This window comes from Saccharothrix coeruleofusca (genome assembly GCF_014648515.1).
Taxonomy (GTDB): Bacteria; Actinomycetota; Actinomycetes; order Mycobacteriales; family Pseudonocardiaceae; genus Actinosynnema; species Actinosynnema coeruleofuscum.
Window position 1 is genome coordinate 274,730 of record NZ_BMRG01000006.1, and the last position, 17,867, is coordinate 292,596.

Here is a 17,867-nt window from a genome sequence, read left to right on the forward strand (position 1 = left end):
ACCCTAATGCGGACCACCGACACGACTTGGCTACCGTGCCGGTGTGAGCGTGGGACGCGCGGTGGGGCTGTTGCTGGGCGTGGCCGCGGACGCGGTGTTCGGCGACCCGAAGAGGTATCACCCGGTGGCGGCGTTCGGCCGCGTGGCGGGTGCGTTGGAGCGCAAGCTGTACCGCGACCACCGGGCCGCCGGGGTCGCGCACACGGTCGTGCTGGTCGGTGGCACCGCGCTGGCCGGGGCCGCGGTGGAGCGGCTGGCCGCTCGGCACCCGGTGGCGCGGGCGTTGACCACGGCCGCGGCCACCTGGGTGGTGCTGGGCGGCGCGTCGCTGGCCGACGAGGGCACCGCGATGGGGCGCGAGCTGGACGGCGGCGACCTGGCCGCGGCCCGCGAGCGGCTGCCCAACCTGTGCGGGCGCGAGCCGCGCGACCTGGACACCCTGGCGCTGGCCAAGGCCACCGTCGAGTCGGTGGCGGAGAACACCTCCGACGCCGTGGTGGCGCCGCTGTTCTGGGGCGCGGTCGCGGGCGTGCCGGGGCTGCTGGGCTACCGCGCGGCCAACACGCTGGACGCCATGGTCGGCCACCGCTCGAAGCGCTACCGCCGGTTCGGCTGGGCCGCCGCGCGGCTGGACGACGTGGCCAACCTGCTGCCGTCCCGGCTGGCCGCGCTGCTGACCGCGGCGGGCGCCCCGGTGGTCGGCGGTTCGGCCCCGGAGGCGTGGACGGCGTGGCGGCGGGACGCGGCGGCGCACCCCAGTCCCAACGCGGGCCAGGTCGAGGCGGCGTTCGCGGGCGCGCTGGAGATCCGCCTTGGCGGGCGCACGGTGTACGCGCACGGCGCGGAGGACCGGCCGGTGCTGGGCCACGGCCGCCAGCCCGACGCCGGGCACGTCACGCGCGCGGTGGAGCTGTCGCGGGTGGTCGGCGCGTCGGCGGCGGTGGTCACCGCCCTCATCGCCCTGTTCGCCCGCCCCCGCTGACCACGCCTGCAAGTACTACCCGACCTCCCTCGCGGGGCCGTTGACCACTACCCGGCTCAGCGCTGCCGCCGGGCGGGTAGTAGTTGTGCGCTCGCGGATCAGGCTCGGGTAGTACTTGCCGACGCACTGGGGCCGGCGGGGGCCTCGTCCTCGGCGAGCATCTCGGCGACGGACTTGCGGCGCGGGCGCGGTCCCCGCTCCGGGCGCTCCCCGGCCAGCGCGCCGCCGGGCTGGACCTCGCGCCAGCTGAAGTAGACCCAACCGCCCAGCGCCATCACGCCGAACGCGATCCACTGCAGCGCGTAGGAGAAGAACGGGCCCGCGTCCAGCTTGGGCAGCGGCAGCGCGGCGGTCACCCCCGGCTGCCCCTCCACCAGCTGGAAGTAGCCGGGCCGCAGCTCGACGCCGGTGGCGCGGCTCACCACGGCCGGGTTGATCGCGTAGACCTGCCGGTGCCCGTCCTGGTCGAAGGCGTCGCGGTTGTCCGACTCACTTGACCGGGTGAGCGCGACCACCGTCACCTCACCGGTGGGCGGCGCGGGCACGTCGGGCACCCTGATGCCGTCCACCGGCCGCACGTACCCCCGGTCGACCAGCACCGTCGGACCGTCCACCAGCGCGAACGGGGTCAGCACCTCGAAGGCGGCCTCGCCCTGCACGGTCCGCAGCCGCGCCACCGCCTGCGCCTCGGGCAGGTAGCGGCCGGTCAGCTCGACCCGCCGCCACTCGACCTCGGCGCCCGGCCGGTCCAGCACCTCGGCCACCGGCACCGGGTCGGTGCGCATGGACTGCACCACCGCGTTGTTCTGCGCCTCCCGGTCGGCGTCCCGGCGGAACTGCCAGGGCGCGAGCAGGGCGAAGCAGGCGCCCGCGAACACCCACACGGCCAGCGTCAACGCCAGCCAGCCGGGCCGCAACAGGAACTTCAACCGCACGTCACCACGGTAAGCCCTACGCCGGTGTGACCCGCACCCGGTCGAACCGGGCGGTGAAGCCGGGGCCCTCCGGGGCCGCCGCCATGACCCCCGCCAGCGCGGGCACCGAGGGCGGGAAGTAGGCCAGCCGCAGCAGGGTCGCGGGCTCCTCCTCGTCCACGCCGAAGCGCAGGGTCACCGCGTCGCCGGAGCGCTCCGCGGCGATGGTCACGCGGTCGGCGCGCGGCGCCGGGAGCACCGACCAGTCCGACACCTCGCGGGTCACCACGGTGCTGATCTGGAACCCGCCGTCGACCAGCTCGACGCCTGCCTTGATCCAGTTCCGCTCGTCCACCCGCAGCGCGATCCCGGCCTGGTCGTACTGCGCGGCGTACTCCGCGCTGAACGACGCCACCAGCGTGAAGTCGCCCTCCAGCGGCACGCCGAGGACGTGGCCGGTGTCGCGGTCGTAGCCGTAGTGCGTGGTGCGCCAGAAGTCGGTGCCCGCGTCGGCCACGACGGTCAGGCCGTCCTCGGCCGACCACCGCCCCGGTTCGTTGAGCCACTGCCAGTCGTCGCGTCCGAACGCCGTGATCGCCATCCGCCGATCATGCCGGCGAACGGGCCGCCGCCAAGGCCTGTTGGGCGTAGCCGCGCCCGAACAGCACAGCGTGCACCAGCAGCGGGAACAGCTGGTGCAGCGGCACCCGCTCGCGCCAGCCGTCGGCCAGCGGCGCGACCTCGTGGTAGGCGGCCAGCACCCGTTCCAGGTGCGGGCAGCCGAACAGGGCCAGCATCGCCAGGTCGCTCTCCCGGTGCCCGCCGTGCGCGGCCGGGTCGATCAGCCACGCGCGGCCGTCGGCGGCCCAGTGCACGTTGCCGTTCCACAGGTCGCCGTGCAGCCGGGCGGGCGGCTCGTCGGGGGCCGCCACGCGGACCGCCTCGATCCGGCGGGCCTCCTGCGGGGTGAGCGCGCCGCGGTCCACGGCCAACCGGGTGTAGTGCGCGATGCGGTGCTCGGCGAACCAGTCCGCCCAGGTGGGGGACTCGACGTTGGGCATGGGCGCGAGCCCGATGGCGGCGTGGACCGGGCCGCCGGGCGGGGGCGAGCCGAACGCGGGCGCGCCGGTGGCGTGCAGGGCGGCCAGCCGCCTGCCCAGCTCCTCGGCGGCGCGCTCGGTGGGCCGTCCCGGCTCGACCTGGTCGACCACCAGCCAGTGCTCGTCGTGCCCGCGCACGCCGGGCACCGGCGGCCCCTCCGGTTCGGCCAGCCACTCCAGCGACGCGGCCTCGGCGAGCACCGCGTCGGGCTCGCCGTGGTGCTTGACCACGACGAGGTCGCCGTCGGCCAGGTCGACCTCGTAGACCGACCCGGCCAGTTGGCGCACCTCGACGGCGGGCGTCCCGGTGATCTCCGCGACCGCGGCGGCGGGGTTCACCGGTTCTCGCGCACCCACGCCAGCAGCCCCGGCATCGCGGCCTCGACCATGGTGATCACGGTGTCGAAGTCCTCTTCGTCGCCGTAGTACGGGTCGGGCACGTCGGTGTCGTCCGCGTCGGGGTCGAACGAGCGCAGCAGCCGCACCCTGTCGGGGTCGGCGACCATCCGGCGCAGCGTGCGCGCGTGGCCGGAGTCCAGCGCCACCAGCAGGTCCGCGTCCAGGTGGTTCTGCTCGACCTGGGCGGCGGTGTGCTCGGTGGGGTAGCCGTTGTCCGCCAGCGACTTCGCCGCCCTGGGGTCGGCCGGGTCGCCCACGTGCCAGCCGCCGGTGCCCGCGCTGGTGACCTCGACCCCGGTCAGCCCGGCCCGGCGCAGGTGCTCGCGGAAGACGATCGCGGCCACCGGGGAGCGGCAGATGTTGCCTGTGCAGATGAAGCTCACGTGCAGCGTCACGGCGGCGAGTCTGCCAGGCCGGGTGCTCGGGGGAGCGGTCCCGCGCCGGGGGCTACCCTAAAGGTCCAGACCTTTGCGGGGTAACGACCCGAGCGGTCCCAGCGACTCCGCAAGCGGGTTGACCAGTCGTTTCTCCGGGGTGGTGGCAGTCGTGGCGGGATCGTTCCTGCGGGACTCGGCGTGCCCGGACCGGCCGCCGGTGCGGTGGCACTGGGTGGCGGGCGCGCTGCTGCTGGCCCTCGCCGTGGCGATCTCGGCCCTGTAGCCGGTCTCAGCCCCCTCTCAGTTCGCGCGAGCCACGATCGGGGTGTGTCCGCCACGACCATCGCCTCCCTCCCGGCACTGGCGCAGGCCCTGCCGCTGGTCGAGGACGAGATCCGCGCCCTCGCCACCTCCTCGACGCTGCCCGCGCTCAACGCCTCCGCTGGCCGCGTCACCTCCGCCGGGGGCAAGCGCCTGCGGTCGGTGCTGGTGCTGTCCAGCGCGCTGGCGCTGACCGGGGAGATCACCGCCGAGGTGATCACCGCGGCGGCCTGCGTCGAGCTGCTGCACGCCGGGTCGCTGGTGCACGACGACCTGGTCGACGGCGCGGCGCGGCGGCGCGGGGTGCGCACGGTCGACGAGGAGTGGGGGACCGGCCACGCGGTGCTGGTCGGCGACTTCATGCTGGTGCGCGCGGGGCAGGCGGCGCTGGAGGGCATCTCGGCGCACGCGGCGGCCAAGCTCGCGGCGGCCACCGCGGACCTGGTCGAGGGGCAGGTGCTGGAGTCGCTGGAGCTGTTCGACGCGCACCGCGACCCGGACAGCGCGCTGCGCTCGATCGCGTTGAAGACGGGTGCGTTGTTCCGCGTGGGGTGCGTGCTGGCCGCGCACTGCGCCGAGGCGGACGAGGAGACCGCCACGCGCCTGGCCGAGTACGGCGCCCACTTCGGGCTGCTGTTCCAACTGCTGGACGACCTGCTGGACCTGGCGTCCACGGCGCAGCGGCTGGGCAGGCCGGTGGGCGAGGACATCCGGCAGGGCGTCTACACCTTTCCCCTGCTGCGCGCGCTGACCCCCGCCCAGCGCACCCTGCTCGACGAGCGCGGTTCGGCGCTGACCGACGCGGAGGTGGCGGACCTGCTGGCCGAGCTGCGCACCGGCCCGCTGGTCCCGGAGACCCTGGCCTACTGCGCCAACCTGGCCGCCCAGACCGTCGAGGCCCTGCCCGCCCTGCCCGAGGGCGAGGCCCTCGGCGTCCTGCGCGAGCTCCCCGCCGCCTACCTGGCCTGGGCCACCTCCCAGCTCACCCCCTGACCGCGCCTGCAAGTACTACCCGTCCCACCTCCGTGGGCCGGTAACTACTACCCGGCCCACGACGTCGACCCAGGCGGGTAGTAGTTACGCGCCCGACGAGACCGGGCGGGTAGTACTTGCACGCGCCGCCGGGCTCGGGCTCCGTCCGGCGGGCCGGGCCTGATCGCCTAGACTCCCGGCGATGACCAGCCACGATTCCGGGCACGACGGCGGGCGCGACCTGCTGCGCCACCACGGGGACGTCGACGCCGGGCCCGGTCTCGCCGACTTCGCGGTCAACGTCCGGACGCCCGCCCCGCCGAGGTGGCTGCGGGACCGGCTGGCCGCCGCCCTGGACCACCTGGGCGCCTACCCCGCCCGCGCCGCCGACGAGCGCGCCCGCCGCGCCGCCGCGCGCCGCCACGGCAGGCTCCCGGAGGAAGTGCTGGTGCTGGCGGGCGCGGCCGAGGGCTTCGCGCTGCTGCCCGCGCTGAACCCGGCGCTGGCCGCCGTGGTCCACCCCTCCTTCACCGAGCCCGAGGTCGCCCTGCGCGACGCGGGCGTGCCGGTGCACCGCGTCCTGCTCTCCGCCGACGACGGCTACCGGCTGCGCCCCGAGCTGGTGCCCGACGAGGCCGACCTGGTGGTGCTGGGCAACCCGACCAACCCCACGTCCGTGCTGCACCCGGCCGACGTGGTGCGGTCGCTGGCGCGGCCGGGCCGGGTGCTGGTGGTGGACGAGGCGTTCGCCGACGCGGTGCCCGGCGAGCCCGAGTCGCTGGCGGGTGACCGCGACGTGCCGGGGCTGCTGGTGCTGCGCAGCCTCACCAAGACCTGGGGCCTGGCGGGCCTGCGCGCGGGCTACCTGCTCGGCTCGCCCGACCTGCTGGCCCGCCTGGCCCGCCCGCGCCCGCAGTGGCCGGTCGGCAGCCTGGTCCTGGAAGCGGTCGCCGCCTGCTGCGAGCCCGCCGCCGTCGCCGAGGCCGAGCGGATGGCCGTGGCGGGCCGCGAGCACGCCCGGCACGCCGCGGGGCAGCTGGGCGAGCTGGTGGTGGTCCCGCCCAGCGCGCCGTTCCTGCTGCTGCGCGTGCCCGACGGCGAGCGCGTGCGCGAGGCGTTGCGGGACAAGGGGGTCGCGGTCCGGCGGGCGGACACCTTCCCCGGTCTGACCCCGGACCACCTGAGGGTCGCGGTGCGCCCGCCGGAGGAGTTCGCGGTGCTGACCGACGCGCTGCGCGTGGTGCTGGAGGAGCGGCGATGACGAGCCTCGGGGACGTGCTGAAGGCGCTGGAGGCGGCCTACCCGCCCGCGACCGCCGAGTCGTGGGACGCGGTCGGGCTGGTGTGCGGGGACCGGGCCGAACCGGTGTCCCGCGCGCTGTTCTGCGTCGACCCGACCGAGTCCACTGTGGACGAAGCGGTCGAGGTGGGCGCGCAGCTGCTGGTCGCGCACCACCCGCTGATGCTGCGCGGGGTCAACGGCGTGCCCGCCGACGACCCCAAGGGCGCGCTGGTGCACCGCCTCATCCGCGGCGGCATCGCCCTCTACACCGCACATACCAACGCCGACGCGGCCAACCCCGGCGTGTCCGACGCGCTCGCGGGCGCGCTCGGCCTGCGCGTCACCGGCCCGCTGGTCCCGGCGCCCGCGCGCAGGCTGGACGTGCTGACCACCTACGTCCCGGTCGCCGACGCGGCGCGGGTGCTCGACGCGCTGCACGAGGCGGGCGCGGGGGCGCTGGGCGACTACCGCGACTTCGCCTGGACCGTCGACGGCACCGGCCAGTTCCGCCCCGTCCAGGGCGCGAACCCGGCCGTGGGCGAGGTCGGACGGCTGGAGCGCGTCGCCGAGACCCGCGTCGAGCTGGTGCTCGACCGCGCCCTGCGCGCCGAGGTCGTGCGCGCCCTGCGCGCCGCCCACCCGTACGAGGAAGTCGCCTTCAACCTCAACGAGATCGCCGACCTCCCTGCCGACACCGGCATCGGGCGGATCGGGGAGCTGGCCGAGCCCGAACCGCTGCGCGCGTTCACCCAGCGGGTCGCCGACGCGCTACCCGCCACCGCCTGGGGCGTGCGCGCCGCGGGCGACCCCGAGCGGCCGATCCGCCGGGTCGCGGTGTGCGGCGGCGCGGGCGACAGCTACCTGTCCGCGGCCACCAGGGCGGGCGTGGACGCCTACGTCACCGCCGACCTGCGGCACCACCCGGCGGGCGAGCACCTGGCCGCGGGCGGACCCGCGCTGGTGGACGTGGCGCACTGGGCCAGCGAGTGGCCGTGGTGCGAGCAGGCGGCCGACGTCGTGCGCACCGCGTTCGGCGGTACCGTCGAAGTCCTCGTCTCCACCCGCCGGACCGACCCGTGGACCGTCGGCGCGACGAGCCGAACAGGAGGACCGCTGAAGTGAAAGCCGATCCCGCCGTGCAGCGCAGGCTGCTCGACCTGGCGCAGGTCGACACCGAACTGGCGCGCGTCGCGCACCGCCGCCGCACGCTGCCCGAGATCGCGGAGATCGCCGAGGCGGAGAAGCTGGTGCGCGCCAAGCAGGACGCGCTGACCACCGTGCAGACCACGCTCGGGGACCTGGACCGCGACGTCAAGCGGCAGGAGACCGAGATCGACCAGGTGCGCGCCCGCGCGGCCCGCGACCGCGAGCTGCTGCAGTCGGGCAAGATCGCCGCCAAGCAGCTGACCGACCTGGAGCACGAGCTGGCCACGCTGGTGCGCAGGCAGTCCGCGCTGGAGGACGACCTGCTGGAGCTGATGGAGCGGCGCGAGGCGGTCGAGGCCGACGTGCAGCACGCGCGGGTCGAGCTGGACAAGGCGCAGGAGGCGCTGTCCGACGCCGCCCGCAGGCGCGACGCCGCGCTGGCCGACCTGGAGTCCACCGAGGCCAAGCGCACCGCCGACCGCAAGCTCATGACCACCCAGTTCCCCGAGCCGCTGCTGGCGCTCTACGACCGGGTGCGCGCGCACAAGGGCACCGGCGCGGCGCTGCTGCAGTCCCGGCGCTGCGGCGCGTGCCGGATCGAGCTGGACCGCAGCGCCCTGGGCAAGGTCAAGGAAGCCGCGGCGGACGAGGTCGTGCAGTGCGAGGAGTGCGGCGCGATCATGGTGCGAACGGCGGAATCCGGGCTGTGAAGGTCGTCGTCGAGGCGGACGGGGGCTCGCGCGGCAACCCCGGCCCGGCGGGCTACGGCGCGGTCGTCCGGGACGCGGGCACCGGCGAGGTGCTGGCCGAGCGGTTCGACGGCGTCGGCGTCGCGACCAACAACGTGGCCGAGTACCGGGGCCTGATCGAGGGCCTGCGCGCGGCGGCCGAGCTGGGCGCGCGCGAGGTGGCCGTCCGGATGGACTCCAAGCTCGTGGTCGAGCAGATGTCGGGCCGCTGGAAGGTCAAGCACCCGGCGATGCAGCCGCTCGCCCTGGAGGCGCGGGAGCTGGCGCGGCGGTTCGACCGCGTCGGCTACGAGTGGATCCCCCGCGAGCACAACAAGGACGCCGACCGGCTGGCGAACCGGGCCATGGACGAGCAGGCCGGGATCACCCGCGCCGAACCCCAGCAGGCCGAGCCCCAGCAGGCCGAGCCCGCGAGCCAGAGCGCGCCGCCCGCGTCCTGGACCGGTGCGGTCGGCACGCCCACCAGGTTCCACCTCCTGCGGCACGGGCAGACCGAGCTGTCCGTGGCCCGCCGCTACTCCGGGCGCGGCAACCCGCCGCTGACCGACGTGGGCAGGCGGCAGGCCGAAGCCGCCGCGCGCAGGCTGGCCAAGCTCGACGGGCTGGCCGCCGTGGTCACCTCGCCGCTGGACCGGGCGAGGAGCACCGCCCAGGCGGTCGCCGCCGCCACCGGCGCGGAACTGGTGGTGCACGACGGGCTGATCGAGACCGACTTCGGCGCCTGGGAGGGCCTGACCTTCGCCGAGGCCGCCGCCCGCGACCCCGAGGTGCACCGGACCTGGCTGGGCGACCCGTCCGTGCCGCCGCCGGGCGGGGAGAGCTTCGACCAGGTGCACAGCCGGGTGCGGCGGGTCCGCACCGAGCTGATCGCCCGCTACGGCGGCGCGGACGTCGTGGTGGTCAGCCACGTCACGCCGATCAAGTCGCTGCTGCGGATGGCGCTGGACGTGGGGCCGTCCTTGCTGTTCCGACTGCACCTGGACCTCGCGTCGCTGTCGGTGGCGGAGTTCTACCCGGACGGCCACGCCTCCGTCCGCCTGATCAACGACACCTCCCACTGCGTCTGATTGCCGCGCCTCCGGCGCGGCGGGCTCGGCCGCCTGGGAGTCGGCCTCGCACGGTGCTCACCCCGCCCCCACCCCCGCGAGTCGAACCCTCAGGACAGCCACGCCCGCCCCCGGTGTCACCCACCTATGGGCGTGTCGGGCGTGTCGCCCCCGCGAGTCGAACGCTCAGAACCCCCGAATTCAACATTCGCGCACCCCGACCCGCACTGTCGCGCCCTGACCCGCGCTTTCCGCGCCCCAGCCCGCGCTCGCGCGCCCCGCTTCCATGCCTCGGGTAGTAGCCACCGGCCTCCCCAGCCCCGTCGGGTGGTACTTGCCGACGCACCAGGGGGGCGCGCGGAGAGCGCGCAGCGGGGTGCCCGCGAGCGCCGTCCTTGGCGACCTGCCGCGCGGCGAGCGCCGTTTTGCTGGATAACCCAACCCGAACGACGAACTCAGGGGTCCTGAGCGTTCGACTCGCGGGGGTGGGTCAGCCGGTGGGGCGCAGGCGGCGGAACCGGGCGCGGTCGAGCGCGGTGGCGAACCGGTCCACCGCCCCGCGCACCGCCTCGGCCGCGCCGGGGGTCAGGTCGCCGCCGACGACGTCCTGGTCCAGCACGAACTCGCCGCGCAGCACGGTGTCCGCGCCCTTGCCCGCCAGCAGCGGGTTGAGCGCGTAGTCCATCGCCACCAGGAACCCCTGGCTGCCGCCGGTGGCCAGGGGCAGGATCACCCTGCCCCGCAACGCCTTCTTGGGCAGCAGGTCCAGCAGCGCCTTGACCAGCCCGCTGTAGGCCGCCCGGTAGACCGGGCTGGCCACCACGATGCCCTCGGCGCGCAGCACCGCGCCGATCGCGTCGGCGATCTCGGGGTCCTGGAGGTCCTCGGTGAGCAGCGACAGCGTGGGCAGCTGCCGCACGTGCAGGGTCTTCACCCCGTGTCCCGCCTCGGTGAGCAGGTCTTCCACGTGGGAGACGAGGACGCCCGCGCGCGAGGCGGGGGAGGGACTGCCGGAGATCACCAGAACGGTCGACATGGTCGCTGACACCTCACTGGGAGAAGGCTCGGATCACGAGGTAAAAAGCGTCAGCGGCGACAGATCGCGGCGGCGGTTCGGCCGTAGTCCACGTGGCGGCGGCGGGTCAGCCCCGCTGTTCCTGCCATGGCCGGGAGTAGAGCAGTCCTCGACCACCGCGACAAGGGTGCGGGAGCCGGGTTCCAGCACCCGGGACGGGGTCCTCTATCCTGTGCGGGCGGATGAGTCGGCAGGACGGCCGCGTCGGCGGGCCCCCGGTCCGCCGCCGAGGAAAGTCCGGACTCCACAGGGCAGGGTGGTTGCTAACGGCAACCAGGGGTGACCCTCGGGACAGTGCCACAGAGAACAGACCGCCTCGGCGCGAGCCGGGGCAAGGGTGAAACGGTGGTGTAAGAGACCACCAGCACTCCCGGTGACGGGAGCGGCTAGGCAAACCCCACCCGGAGCAAGGCCAAGAGGGTGCTCAGGCACCTGCGCAGGCGATCGAGGGCGGCCCGTCCGATGCCTGCGGGTAGGCCGCACGAGCCTGTCGGCGACGGCAGGCCCAGATGGATGGCCGTCGAGCGGGGCCGCCGAGAGGCGCCCGCGAACAGAATCCGGCTTACATGCCGACTCCTCCGCCCCTCGGGCCGCCTCCAGAGGGTCGACTCCGACGGGTTACCGCCGAACGGGCGGTTTTCCGGACCGGCTCACGGCACCGGCTCACGTCCGCTTGCCCGGCCGTCCCGGCGGCATCCGATGCACCGGGCGGAACGCCTCGCCCCGGTTGAACTCCCGCTCCAGCTCGGCCACGTAGGCGGCCACCGCGGGGTTGACGATGTCGGCGAGGCTGCGCACCCCGGCCGCCGGTTCGTAGGCCGCCAGGTGGGTCGCGGCGGCGCGGGCCCGCTCCAGCACCTCCTGGTCGAAGTTGACCGTCCGCTGCACCCGACGCCCCGTGGACCGCTCGCTCCCGGTAACCTGATCAGTGGCCGAACCAGGGACCGGCGTGGTGATCTCGTTCACTCCGGCGGCTGGTTCGGGCGTGGCTTCGGGTGGGTGTGCCATGCGGGCGCCTCCTCGGAGTCGTCCCTGTCGGGTTTTGACCCGAACGGACCAACGGTGATCCGGTCGAACGGGGCAGTCGAGCTGGCGGGCGGACAGGGGGCCGGGGTCGTGCACACGGTGCGTGACCAGCGTGTTCGCAGTCAGGTGAACTGTCCCAGCAAACGGGAGAATCCGGTGCTCCCGGTTCTCCACCCGCTCCCCCCACCCCATGATGTCCGTGGTCAGATTAGACGTAATCCAGTGCGAGGGGAACGGGCCTTGACCTACCGAGCGCTCAGCGAGCGATACACCTCGTGACGAAGACGTGTTCTACTCGATAGCGCACCAACCGGGCGTGCCCCCCTCGGCCCGTCCGGCGAAGTCCCGCGTACTCAGGAGTACGAGATGACCGCCATGACCCTGGTAACACTCGCCCAGCAGCAAGGGCCAACCTTCGGCACAGGCGGCGTGCGCCAGTGGATCCTCGACAACCTGGTGCCCCTGCTGCTGCTCACCGTGGCCGTGCTGCTGCTGTGGCTGGGCGGCGGCAAGGGGGACAACGCCGGGGTCATGCGCCGCCTCGGCGGCGTCATCATCGCGCTGGCGATCATCGGGCTGGCCGTGACCACGAACGCGGGCGCCAACATCGGCCAGTGGATCGCCGGCCTGTTCACCGGCGGGTGACCCTTGCGGGTACGCACTGACGACGAGGTCTACCGGGTCGACGCCGTCTGGCTCGGCCCGCCCAAGGCGACTTTCCCGTGGCGTGCCCGCTACGTCGCGTGGGGTGTCGGCATCGCGGTGTTCCTGCTGATCATGACGGTCGAGCGGCAGGTGGGCGTCGGGTTCGGCTTCTTCAGCACGGCCTGGGCGTTCGTCGGCACGATCATCCTGACCAGGTTCATCACCTCCCGGATCAGCCACGAGCGGCCGCTGTCCGCGGTGCTGACCATGTGGGTCCGGGAGCTGACCGCGCCCCGCGAGCGGACCTCCGGCGCCGGGGGCGCGGCCAGCGCCGCGCGAATCCGGGTCAACCAGCAGCGGCCGCGCAAACGTCCAAGGGGTGTGCAGCGCGCTGCCGCGAGCGCCCGATCCCAGCGCAGGCAGCCAGACCGCCGTAAGAAGGAGGTTCGCGGTGTTCGGACGCCGGCGAGACCGTGACCGACGCTCCGCGGCCCAGCACGTCGCCCAGCACGCTGCTGCCGCGGGGCAGGACCGCAAGGTCTACAGCAAGCGCGGCAGGCGCCTGCCGGGCGAGCAGGCCGTGCCCAGCTACACGCCGTCGATCGCCGCGCGCAGCATCGACGGCCACCTGCTGCGCACCGGCCAGGAGGTCTACGCCTGGTACAAGCTGGCGCCGCAGCGCTGGTCGTTCCGGTCGGACTCGCAGCGCCAGGACCTGATCGCGGCCATCGCGGGCCAGTACGCCGAGCTGCAGGGCCGCTGGATGCACCTGCGGGTGACCACGCGCCCGTACCCGATCAGGATGTGGGCCGAGGCGCACGTGCACAACGCGGTGCGGCGGCTCCCGGACACCCCCGGCACGCTCAGCTTCGACGACTACATGGTCGGCGAGCAGCAGCAGCTGATGGGCCGCTCGATGGCGGAGAAGGAGGTCTACCTCGGCGTCCAGGTGCAGACCCGCAACATGATGGACCGCGCGGTCGAGCGCGCGGCCCCGGTGCTGCGCAAGGTCTTCCCGGACGCGGTGGACGCCGAGCTGGTGGCCATCGAGTCCGAGGTCGACCACCTGGACCAGGTGATCGGCTCGGCGGGCCTGGAGGGCCGCCCGGCCACCGCCGAGGAGATGTCCTGGCTGATGCACCGGTCGTGCTCGCTGGGCCTGCCCGCGCCGCGCAACCTGCCCGCCGTGCCCGGCGCCCCCTGGGAGCCGGAGGACCTGGCCAGCTTCACCGACGCGGCGGACTTCCACCAGGAGCCGTACTCGCCGACGGTCACCGTGCGCGGGCGCACCGGCTCCAACGCCGGGATGAAGCGCCACGTGGCGGTGCTCACCGTGGGTCTGATGCACGGCCTGCAGATCCCCGAGGTCGACGACCCGTGGGTGCAGCGCTCGGACCGGCTGCCCGCCGCGGTGGAGTGGTCGGCGCGGATCTACGTGCGCAGGCCGGAGGAGGTCGCGGGCGAGCTGCAGCGGCAGATGAACAAGGTCCGCTCGCAGGTCCGGCACTACACCGACGAGCACGAGCTGGAGCCGCCGCAGTCGCTGGCCCGGCAGGCGAGCCGGGTGCTGGAGATCGACGACGAGATGACCTCCGGCTTCACCTCGCTGGGCACCCGCGTGCGCAGCTGGTGGCGGCTGGCGGTGTCCGGGCCGACCGAGCGCGAGGCGCTGCGGCTGGCGCAGGCGCTGCTGGACCTCTACAAGCCCAAGGTGGCCATCGAGCACCCGGAGGCGCAGTACGCGCTGGCGCGGGAGTTCATCCCCGGCGAGCCGCTGTCGTCCTCGGCCTACCTGCGCCGCGGTTCGGTGCTGTGGGCGGCCAGCGCGGTGCCCACGGCCACCGCCGAGGTCGGCGACCGGCGCGGCATCCTGCTCGGCGAGACCTGCACCGCGACCCGCCGCCCGGTGGCCTGGGACCCGTGGATGGCGCAGGAGCTGCGCGACGCCTCGGGCCTGACCGCGATGGTCGCCGGTCTGGGCGCGGGCAAGTCGTTCCTGGGCGGCGGCATCGTCTACAAGACGCTGCGGGCGGGCGCGCACTGGACGCTGCTGGACCCGTCCGGCCCGCTGGCGGCGCTGTGCGAGCTGCCCGAGCTGCGCCCGCACGCCCGGCTGATCAACCTGCTCAACGCCCAGCCCGGCATCCTCAACCCCTACCGGGTGGTGGCCGAGCCGCTGCTGGAGCACTTCCTGGACGAGGACGACCCGGAGCGGGCGTGGCGGCGCGAGCGCGCGCTGGCCGCGGCCACCCGGCGCCGCCTGGTGCTGGACGCGCTGACCGGCCTGCTGCCGTACGAGGTGGCCCGGCTGCCGCAGACCCGGATCGTGCTGCTGCGCGCGGTGCGCACGGTCGGCGGCCGTCCCGACGCCCACCCCGGCCAGGTGTTCGAGGCGCTGCGCCGGGACGCCAGCGAGCACCACGAGCACGCGGTGGTGGTGGCGGACTTCCTCGACGAGATGCGCGAGCGCATGTCGCTGCTGATCCCCGAGCAGGACGCCGACCCCTACCGCGAGCAGCGCGACGACCGGCTCACCGTGCTGACCATGGCCGGGTTGAACCTGCCCAAGGACGGGGTGGGCCGCGAGCACTGGACCGACGCGGAAGCGCTCGGCGTGGAGATGCTGAACCTGGCCGCGTGGCTGACCCAGCGCTCCATCTACGAGCGGCCCAAGGACCTGCGCAAGGGCGTCTGGATCGACGAGGCGTTCTTCCTGTCCGAGGTGCCCACCGGCCGGGTGCTGATGAACCGGTTCGCCCGCGACTCCCGCAAGTGGAACGTCCGCGTGCTGCTGTCCTCGCAGATCCCCGCGGACTTCCTCAAGATCCAGGGCTTCGTGGCGCTGCTGGACTCGGTGTTCGTCGGCCGCTTGGACGACGACCAGGCGCAGGCCGACGCGCTGCGGCTGCTGAAGGTGCCGGTGGGGGCGGGCTACGAGCAGGTGGTGGCCAGCCTGGGCCGCCGCCCCGGCGGCGCGCGCAACGCCACCGAGCGCGACCGCGCGCCCCGGCAGTTCATCTTCGCCGACGGCGCGGGCGGCGTGGAGCGCATCCGGATCGACTTCTCCGGTCCGCACCTGGAGCACCTGCGCAACGCGCTGGACACCACGCCGGACGCGCTGCGCGACACCAGGCTGCCCGCCGAGGTGGAGGTCTCCGCGCCGAGGCAGGACCCGTTCGCCCGGACCGAGGACAGCTCGCCCGCCGCCGCCTCGTCGGACGGCTACCCGGACGACTACGACGACGAGCTGGCCGCGGACCTGGAGGTCGGGCTGGTCGACGAGCTGGTCGACTCCGCGCACGGCGAGGGAGGAAACCGCCGCACCGGCCGGGAAGGACGGGCATGACGCTGCTGTCGCTGGTGGCGCTGGTCGCCGTCGCGCTCTACGCGCGGCGGCGTTTCAAGCGCGGTCCCCGCCCCCGCGCGCGCGCCGTGCTGCTGGTGGCCGCCGTCCTCGGCTTGCAGGTGGTCATCGGCGCCCCGGCGGCGCAGGCGGCGGCCTGCGGCGAGGCCCCGAACCCGGAGCGCCCCGGCTCGGGCATGGTCGGCGCGCTGGACCCGCCGATCGGCAACGGCCTGAAGGACACCCCGTACCTGACCTACGGGTACGCGGGCATGGTGTGGCACGTCTACCAGGAGAGCTGCCTGCAGCTGCCGGACACCGCCGCGGTGATCGACACCTGGATGGGCAACGAGCTGTTCAACATCGGCAAGAACATCGTGGGCGCGACCAACGCGCTGCACTACACGGTGATGGGCCGGGGCCTGCTGGTGCCGCTGGACGACGCGGTGAAGAGCGGCGTGCAGAAGGTCTACGACAACGTCTACCTGCGCTGGTTCGGCCTGGTGGCGCTGATCCTGGCGGTGCTGATGTTCCGCCAGATCTGGCAGGGCGACCTGGCCTCGATCAGCAAGCGGGGGCTGTGGGCGCTGGCCGCGATGTGGCTGGCGACCTCGACGCTGGCGCTGCCGCAGTTCTACAACCTGCTCGACAGCACGCTGGTGACCAAGACCTCGGAGATCCAGGCCGGGTTCATCGAGGCCCCGGAGGAGCAGGGCACGCTGCACGTGCTGCCGTCCCGGCTGCACGACGCGGTGGTCTACCAGAGCTGGCTGCGCGGCGAGTTCGGCTCGCCGGAAGCGCCGCAGGCCAAGGAGTTCGGCCCCCGGCTGCTGGGCACGCAGGCGTGGACGACGCAGGAGCTGGCCGAGCACAAGGACGGCGACCAGGCCGCCTTGGAGGCCAAGAGGAACGAGTACAAGGCCATCGGCAGCCAGCTGGGGCCGGTGAAGGGCTACTTCACCGGGGCCGACGGCGGGCGCACCGGCGCGGGTTTCCTGTCGCTGCTGCAGGCGGTGGCGTTCTCGCTGTTCCAGCTGTTCGCCAAGGCCGCGGTGCTGCTGGCGCAGCTGCTGCTGCGCATCCTCACCCTGGCCGGGCCGCTGATCGGCCTGGTCGCGCTGATCCACCACGACCTGCTGCGCAAGGTGGGCCGGGCGGCGGCGGCGACGGTGTTCAACGTGCTGGTGCTGGCCGTGCTGGCGGGCACGCACGCGCTGATGCTGCAGGCGATCTTCAACGCCGGCGGGCTGTCGCTGCTGACCAGGACGCTGCTGGCGCTGATGCTCACGCTGGTCTGCTTCGTGATCGGCAAGCCGATGCGGCGGATGTGGCAGATGGTGGAGATGTCGGTCGGCTCGGCCAGCAACGCGCTGCCGATGAGCGGCGGCCTGCTCTCCCGCCTGCGCAAGCGCAAGCCCGGCCCGTCGCCGCAGGACGAGTTCTGGGAGACGGTGCGCGACAGCGACCCGGACGAGGTCGAGGTGCCGCAGCGGGACCGGCGGCGGGTGCGGCCGGAGGCGGCCAACCCGGTGGTGGCCACCGCGCAGCGGCTGGACCGGCGGCCCGCCTCGGGCGAGCTGCCCGCCGCGTCGGGCGGCGCGGGTGTGGCGGCGCTGCCCGCGGGCGGCTACGGCGGCCCGACGCAGGCGCTGCCCGTCGCGGGCGGGTCCAGGCTGGTGGACGCCCCGCCGGTGGCCGACCGCGGCTGGGACCGGGTCGACGACGCGGTGCTGGTGCCCTCGCGGGTGACCGGCGCCTTCGCCAGGGCCGCGGACAGCCCGGTGGTGCCGGGACCGCGGCGGGCTGAGACGGAAGTGGTGGCCGGGCGGCAGGTGCACGTGATCTACCGGCCGTCGCGCGGGCTGGAAGTCAGGGACAGCTGATGCCGATCAGGACCAACCGGGGCCGGGCCGCGGTCTACCGCAGGCTGTGGGGCTGGCCGCTGCGCTCACCCAACCACCTCGTCGCCACCATCGTGGGCTTCGCCGCGCTGGTGGCCACGCTCAGCGTGGTGCTGCCCAACACCGTGGGCTCGAAGTCCGCGACACCACCGGCGGGCGGCTCGACCCCGGCCGCGCCCCCGCCGTCGGGCAACCAGATCGGCGTGCTGCCCTCGGTCACCTCCAGCCCGCTGCCCACCAAGGCGCCCAGCCCCACGACCCCGCCGCCCTCCTCCGCCGTCCAGCTGCCCGGCGACGTGCAGCTGACCGCGGAGAACTGGGTGGACGCCTGGGTCGACCACCCGCCGGGCACCAGCAACGAGCAGTGGCTCAAGGGGCTGGAGCCGTGGACGTCGAAGGAGCTGCTGCCCACCTTGCAGTCGGTCGACCCGGCCAACGTGCCGAACGAGATCAAGGGCCCCATCACCCGGACGGGGGCGACCACCGATTCGGCTGATTTCGAAGCGGCGCTGGAGACCGGCAAGCTCGTGCTGACCGTGGTGAAGCTGCCCGAGGGCTGGCGCGTGCACAAGTACAGCAGGGTGGGCTGA

At 74.3% G+C, this 17,867-nt stretch carries 17 protein-coding genes and 1 other RNA gene; 12 read left to right on the forward strand and 6 right to left on the reverse strand.

Going from position 1 to position 17,867, the window contains the following annotated elements:
- The first annotated feature begins 43 nt into the window (after window positions 1–43).
- A complete protein-coding gene (locus IEZ00_RS18690) occupies window positions 44–982 on the forward strand; it encodes a cobalamin biosynthesis protein (protein ID WP_189224551.1) in 939 nt (312 codons plus the stop codon).
- 98 nt (window positions 983–1,080) lie between these two features.
- Here IEZ00_RS18690 and IEZ00_RS18695 read toward each other — a convergent pair whose 3' ends face one another.
- From IEZ00_RS18695 to IEZ00_RS18710, 4 genes are read right to left on the reverse strand one after another with little or no spacing between them, the layout of a single operon-like run.
- Window positions 1,081–1,917 (reverse strand): SURF1 family cytochrome oxidase biogenesis protein, encoded by an 837-nt coding sequence (locus IEZ00_RS18695; RefSeq protein WP_189224552.1) that lies wholly within the window; start codon window positions 1,915–1,917, stop codon window positions 1,081–1,083.
- 16 nt (window positions 1,918–1,933) lie between these two features.
- Window positions 1,934–2,497, reverse strand: a complete 564-nt coding sequence (locus IEZ00_RS18700) for a DUF1349 domain-containing protein (RefSeq protein WP_189224553.1) — start codon at window positions 2,495–2,497, stop codon at window positions 1,934–1,936.
- Window positions 2,498–2,504: 7 nt separating this feature from the next.
- Window positions 2,505–3,353 (reverse strand): fructosamine kinase family protein, encoded by an 849-nt coding sequence (locus IEZ00_RS18705; protein ID WP_189224554.1) that lies wholly within the window; start codon window positions 3,351–3,353, stop codon window positions 2,505–2,507.
- Window positions 3,332–3,784 (reverse strand): low molecular weight protein-tyrosine-phosphatase, encoded by a 453-nt coding sequence (locus tag IEZ00_RS18710; RefSeq protein WP_189224603.1) that lies wholly within the window; start codon window positions 3,782–3,784, stop codon window positions 3,332–3,334. Before IEZ00_RS18710 ends, IEZ00_RS18705 begins: the two co-directional genes overlap by 22 nt.
- 315 nt (window positions 3,785–4,099) lie before the next feature.
- Between IEZ00_RS18710 and IEZ00_RS18715 the strand changes: the two genes are divergently transcribed.
- From IEZ00_RS18715 to IEZ00_RS18735, 5 genes are all read left to right on the forward strand, one after another.
- A complete protein-coding gene (locus IEZ00_RS18715; RefSeq protein WP_189224555.1) occupies window positions 4,100–5,086 on the forward strand; it encodes a polyprenyl synthetase family protein in 987 nt (328 codons plus the stop codon).
- A 181-nt stretch (window positions 5,087–5,267) separates the two neighbouring features.
- On the forward strand, window positions 5,268–6,326 hold the full coding sequence (gene cobC, locus IEZ00_RS18720; RefSeq protein WP_189224556.1) for an Rv2231c family histidinol phosphate aminotransferase CobC: 1,059 nt from the start codon (window positions 5,268–5,270) through the stop codon (window positions 6,324–6,326).
- Complete coding sequence (locus IEZ00_RS18725) at window positions 6,323–7,468, forward strand: Nif3-like dinuclear metal center hexameric protein (RefSeq protein WP_189224557.1); 1,146 nt, start codon at window positions 6,323–6,325, stop codon at window positions 7,466–7,468. The genes cobC and IEZ00_RS18725 overlap by 4 nt, the downstream gene beginning before the upstream one ends.
- Window positions 7,465–8,202, forward strand: coding sequence for a zinc ribbon domain-containing protein (locus IEZ00_RS18730; RefSeq protein ID WP_189224558.1), 738 nt, complete (start codon window positions 7,465–7,467; stop codon window positions 8,200–8,202). The genes IEZ00_RS18725 and IEZ00_RS18730 overlap by 4 nt, the downstream gene beginning before the upstream one ends.
- Entirely contained in the window at window positions 8,199–9,308 is a 1,110-nt protein-coding gene (locus IEZ00_RS18735; RefSeq protein WP_189224559.1) for a bifunctional RNase H/acid phosphatase, read from the forward strand. Before IEZ00_RS18730 ends, IEZ00_RS18735 begins: the two co-directional genes overlap by 4 nt.
- Window positions 9,309–9,777: 469 nt before the next feature.
- Here IEZ00_RS18735 and ssuE read toward each other — a convergent pair whose 3' ends face one another.
- Window positions 9,778–10,323, reverse strand: a complete 546-nt coding sequence (gene ssuE / locus IEZ00_RS18740; protein WP_189224560.1) for an NADPH-dependent FMN reductase — start codon at window positions 10,321–10,323, stop codon at window positions 9,778–9,780.
- 222 nt (window positions 10,324–10,545) lie between these two features.
- On the opposite strand from ssuE, the gene rnpB reads away from it, so the two are divergent.
- Window positions 10,546–10,943: RNase P RNA component class A (rnpB, locus tag IEZ00_RS18745), an RNA gene on the forward strand.
- 82 nt (window positions 10,944–11,025) lie between these two features.
- Here the strand turns inward: rnpB and IEZ00_RS18750 are convergent.
- Window positions 11,026–11,250: a ParB family protein gene (locus IEZ00_RS18750; protein ID WP_229795875.1), complete on the reverse strand. Its 225-nt coding sequence runs from the start codon at window positions 11,248–11,250 to the stop codon at window positions 11,026–11,028.
- A 504-nt stretch (window positions 11,251–11,754) separates the two neighbouring features.
- On the opposite strand from IEZ00_RS18750, the gene IEZ00_RS18755 reads away from it, so the two are divergent.
- The 5 genes from IEZ00_RS18755 to IEZ00_RS18775 are packed head-to-tail and all read left to right on the forward strand — an operon-like array spanning window position 11,755 to window position 17,867.
- Complete coding sequence (locus tag IEZ00_RS18755; protein WP_189224562.1) at window positions 11,755–12,033, forward strand: hypothetical protein; 279 nt, start codon at window positions 11,755–11,757, stop codon at window positions 12,031–12,033.
- Between the two features lie 3 nt (window positions 12,034–12,036).
- Window positions 12,037–12,510 (forward strand): hypothetical protein, encoded by a 474-nt coding sequence (locus IEZ00_RS18760; RefSeq protein ID WP_189224563.1) that lies wholly within the window; start codon window positions 12,037–12,039, stop codon window positions 12,508–12,510.
- Entirely contained in the window at window positions 12,485–15,379 is a 2,895-nt protein-coding gene (locus IEZ00_RS18765; protein WP_189224564.1) for an ATP-binding protein, read from the forward strand. Before IEZ00_RS18760 ends, IEZ00_RS18765 begins: the two co-directional genes overlap by 26 nt.
- The gene (locus IEZ00_RS18770; protein ID WP_189224565.1) at window positions 15,376–17,259 is read left to right on the forward strand and encodes a hypothetical protein; all 1,884 of its coding nucleotides are present in this window, start codon (window positions 15,376–15,378) and stop codon (window positions 17,257–17,259) included. The genes IEZ00_RS18765 and IEZ00_RS18770 overlap by 4 nt, the downstream gene beginning before the upstream one ends.
- A complete protein-coding gene (locus tag IEZ00_RS18775) occupies window positions 17,259–17,867 on the forward strand; it encodes a hypothetical protein (protein WP_189224566.1) in 609 nt (202 codons plus the stop codon). Before IEZ00_RS18770 ends, IEZ00_RS18775 begins: the two co-directional genes overlap by 1 nt.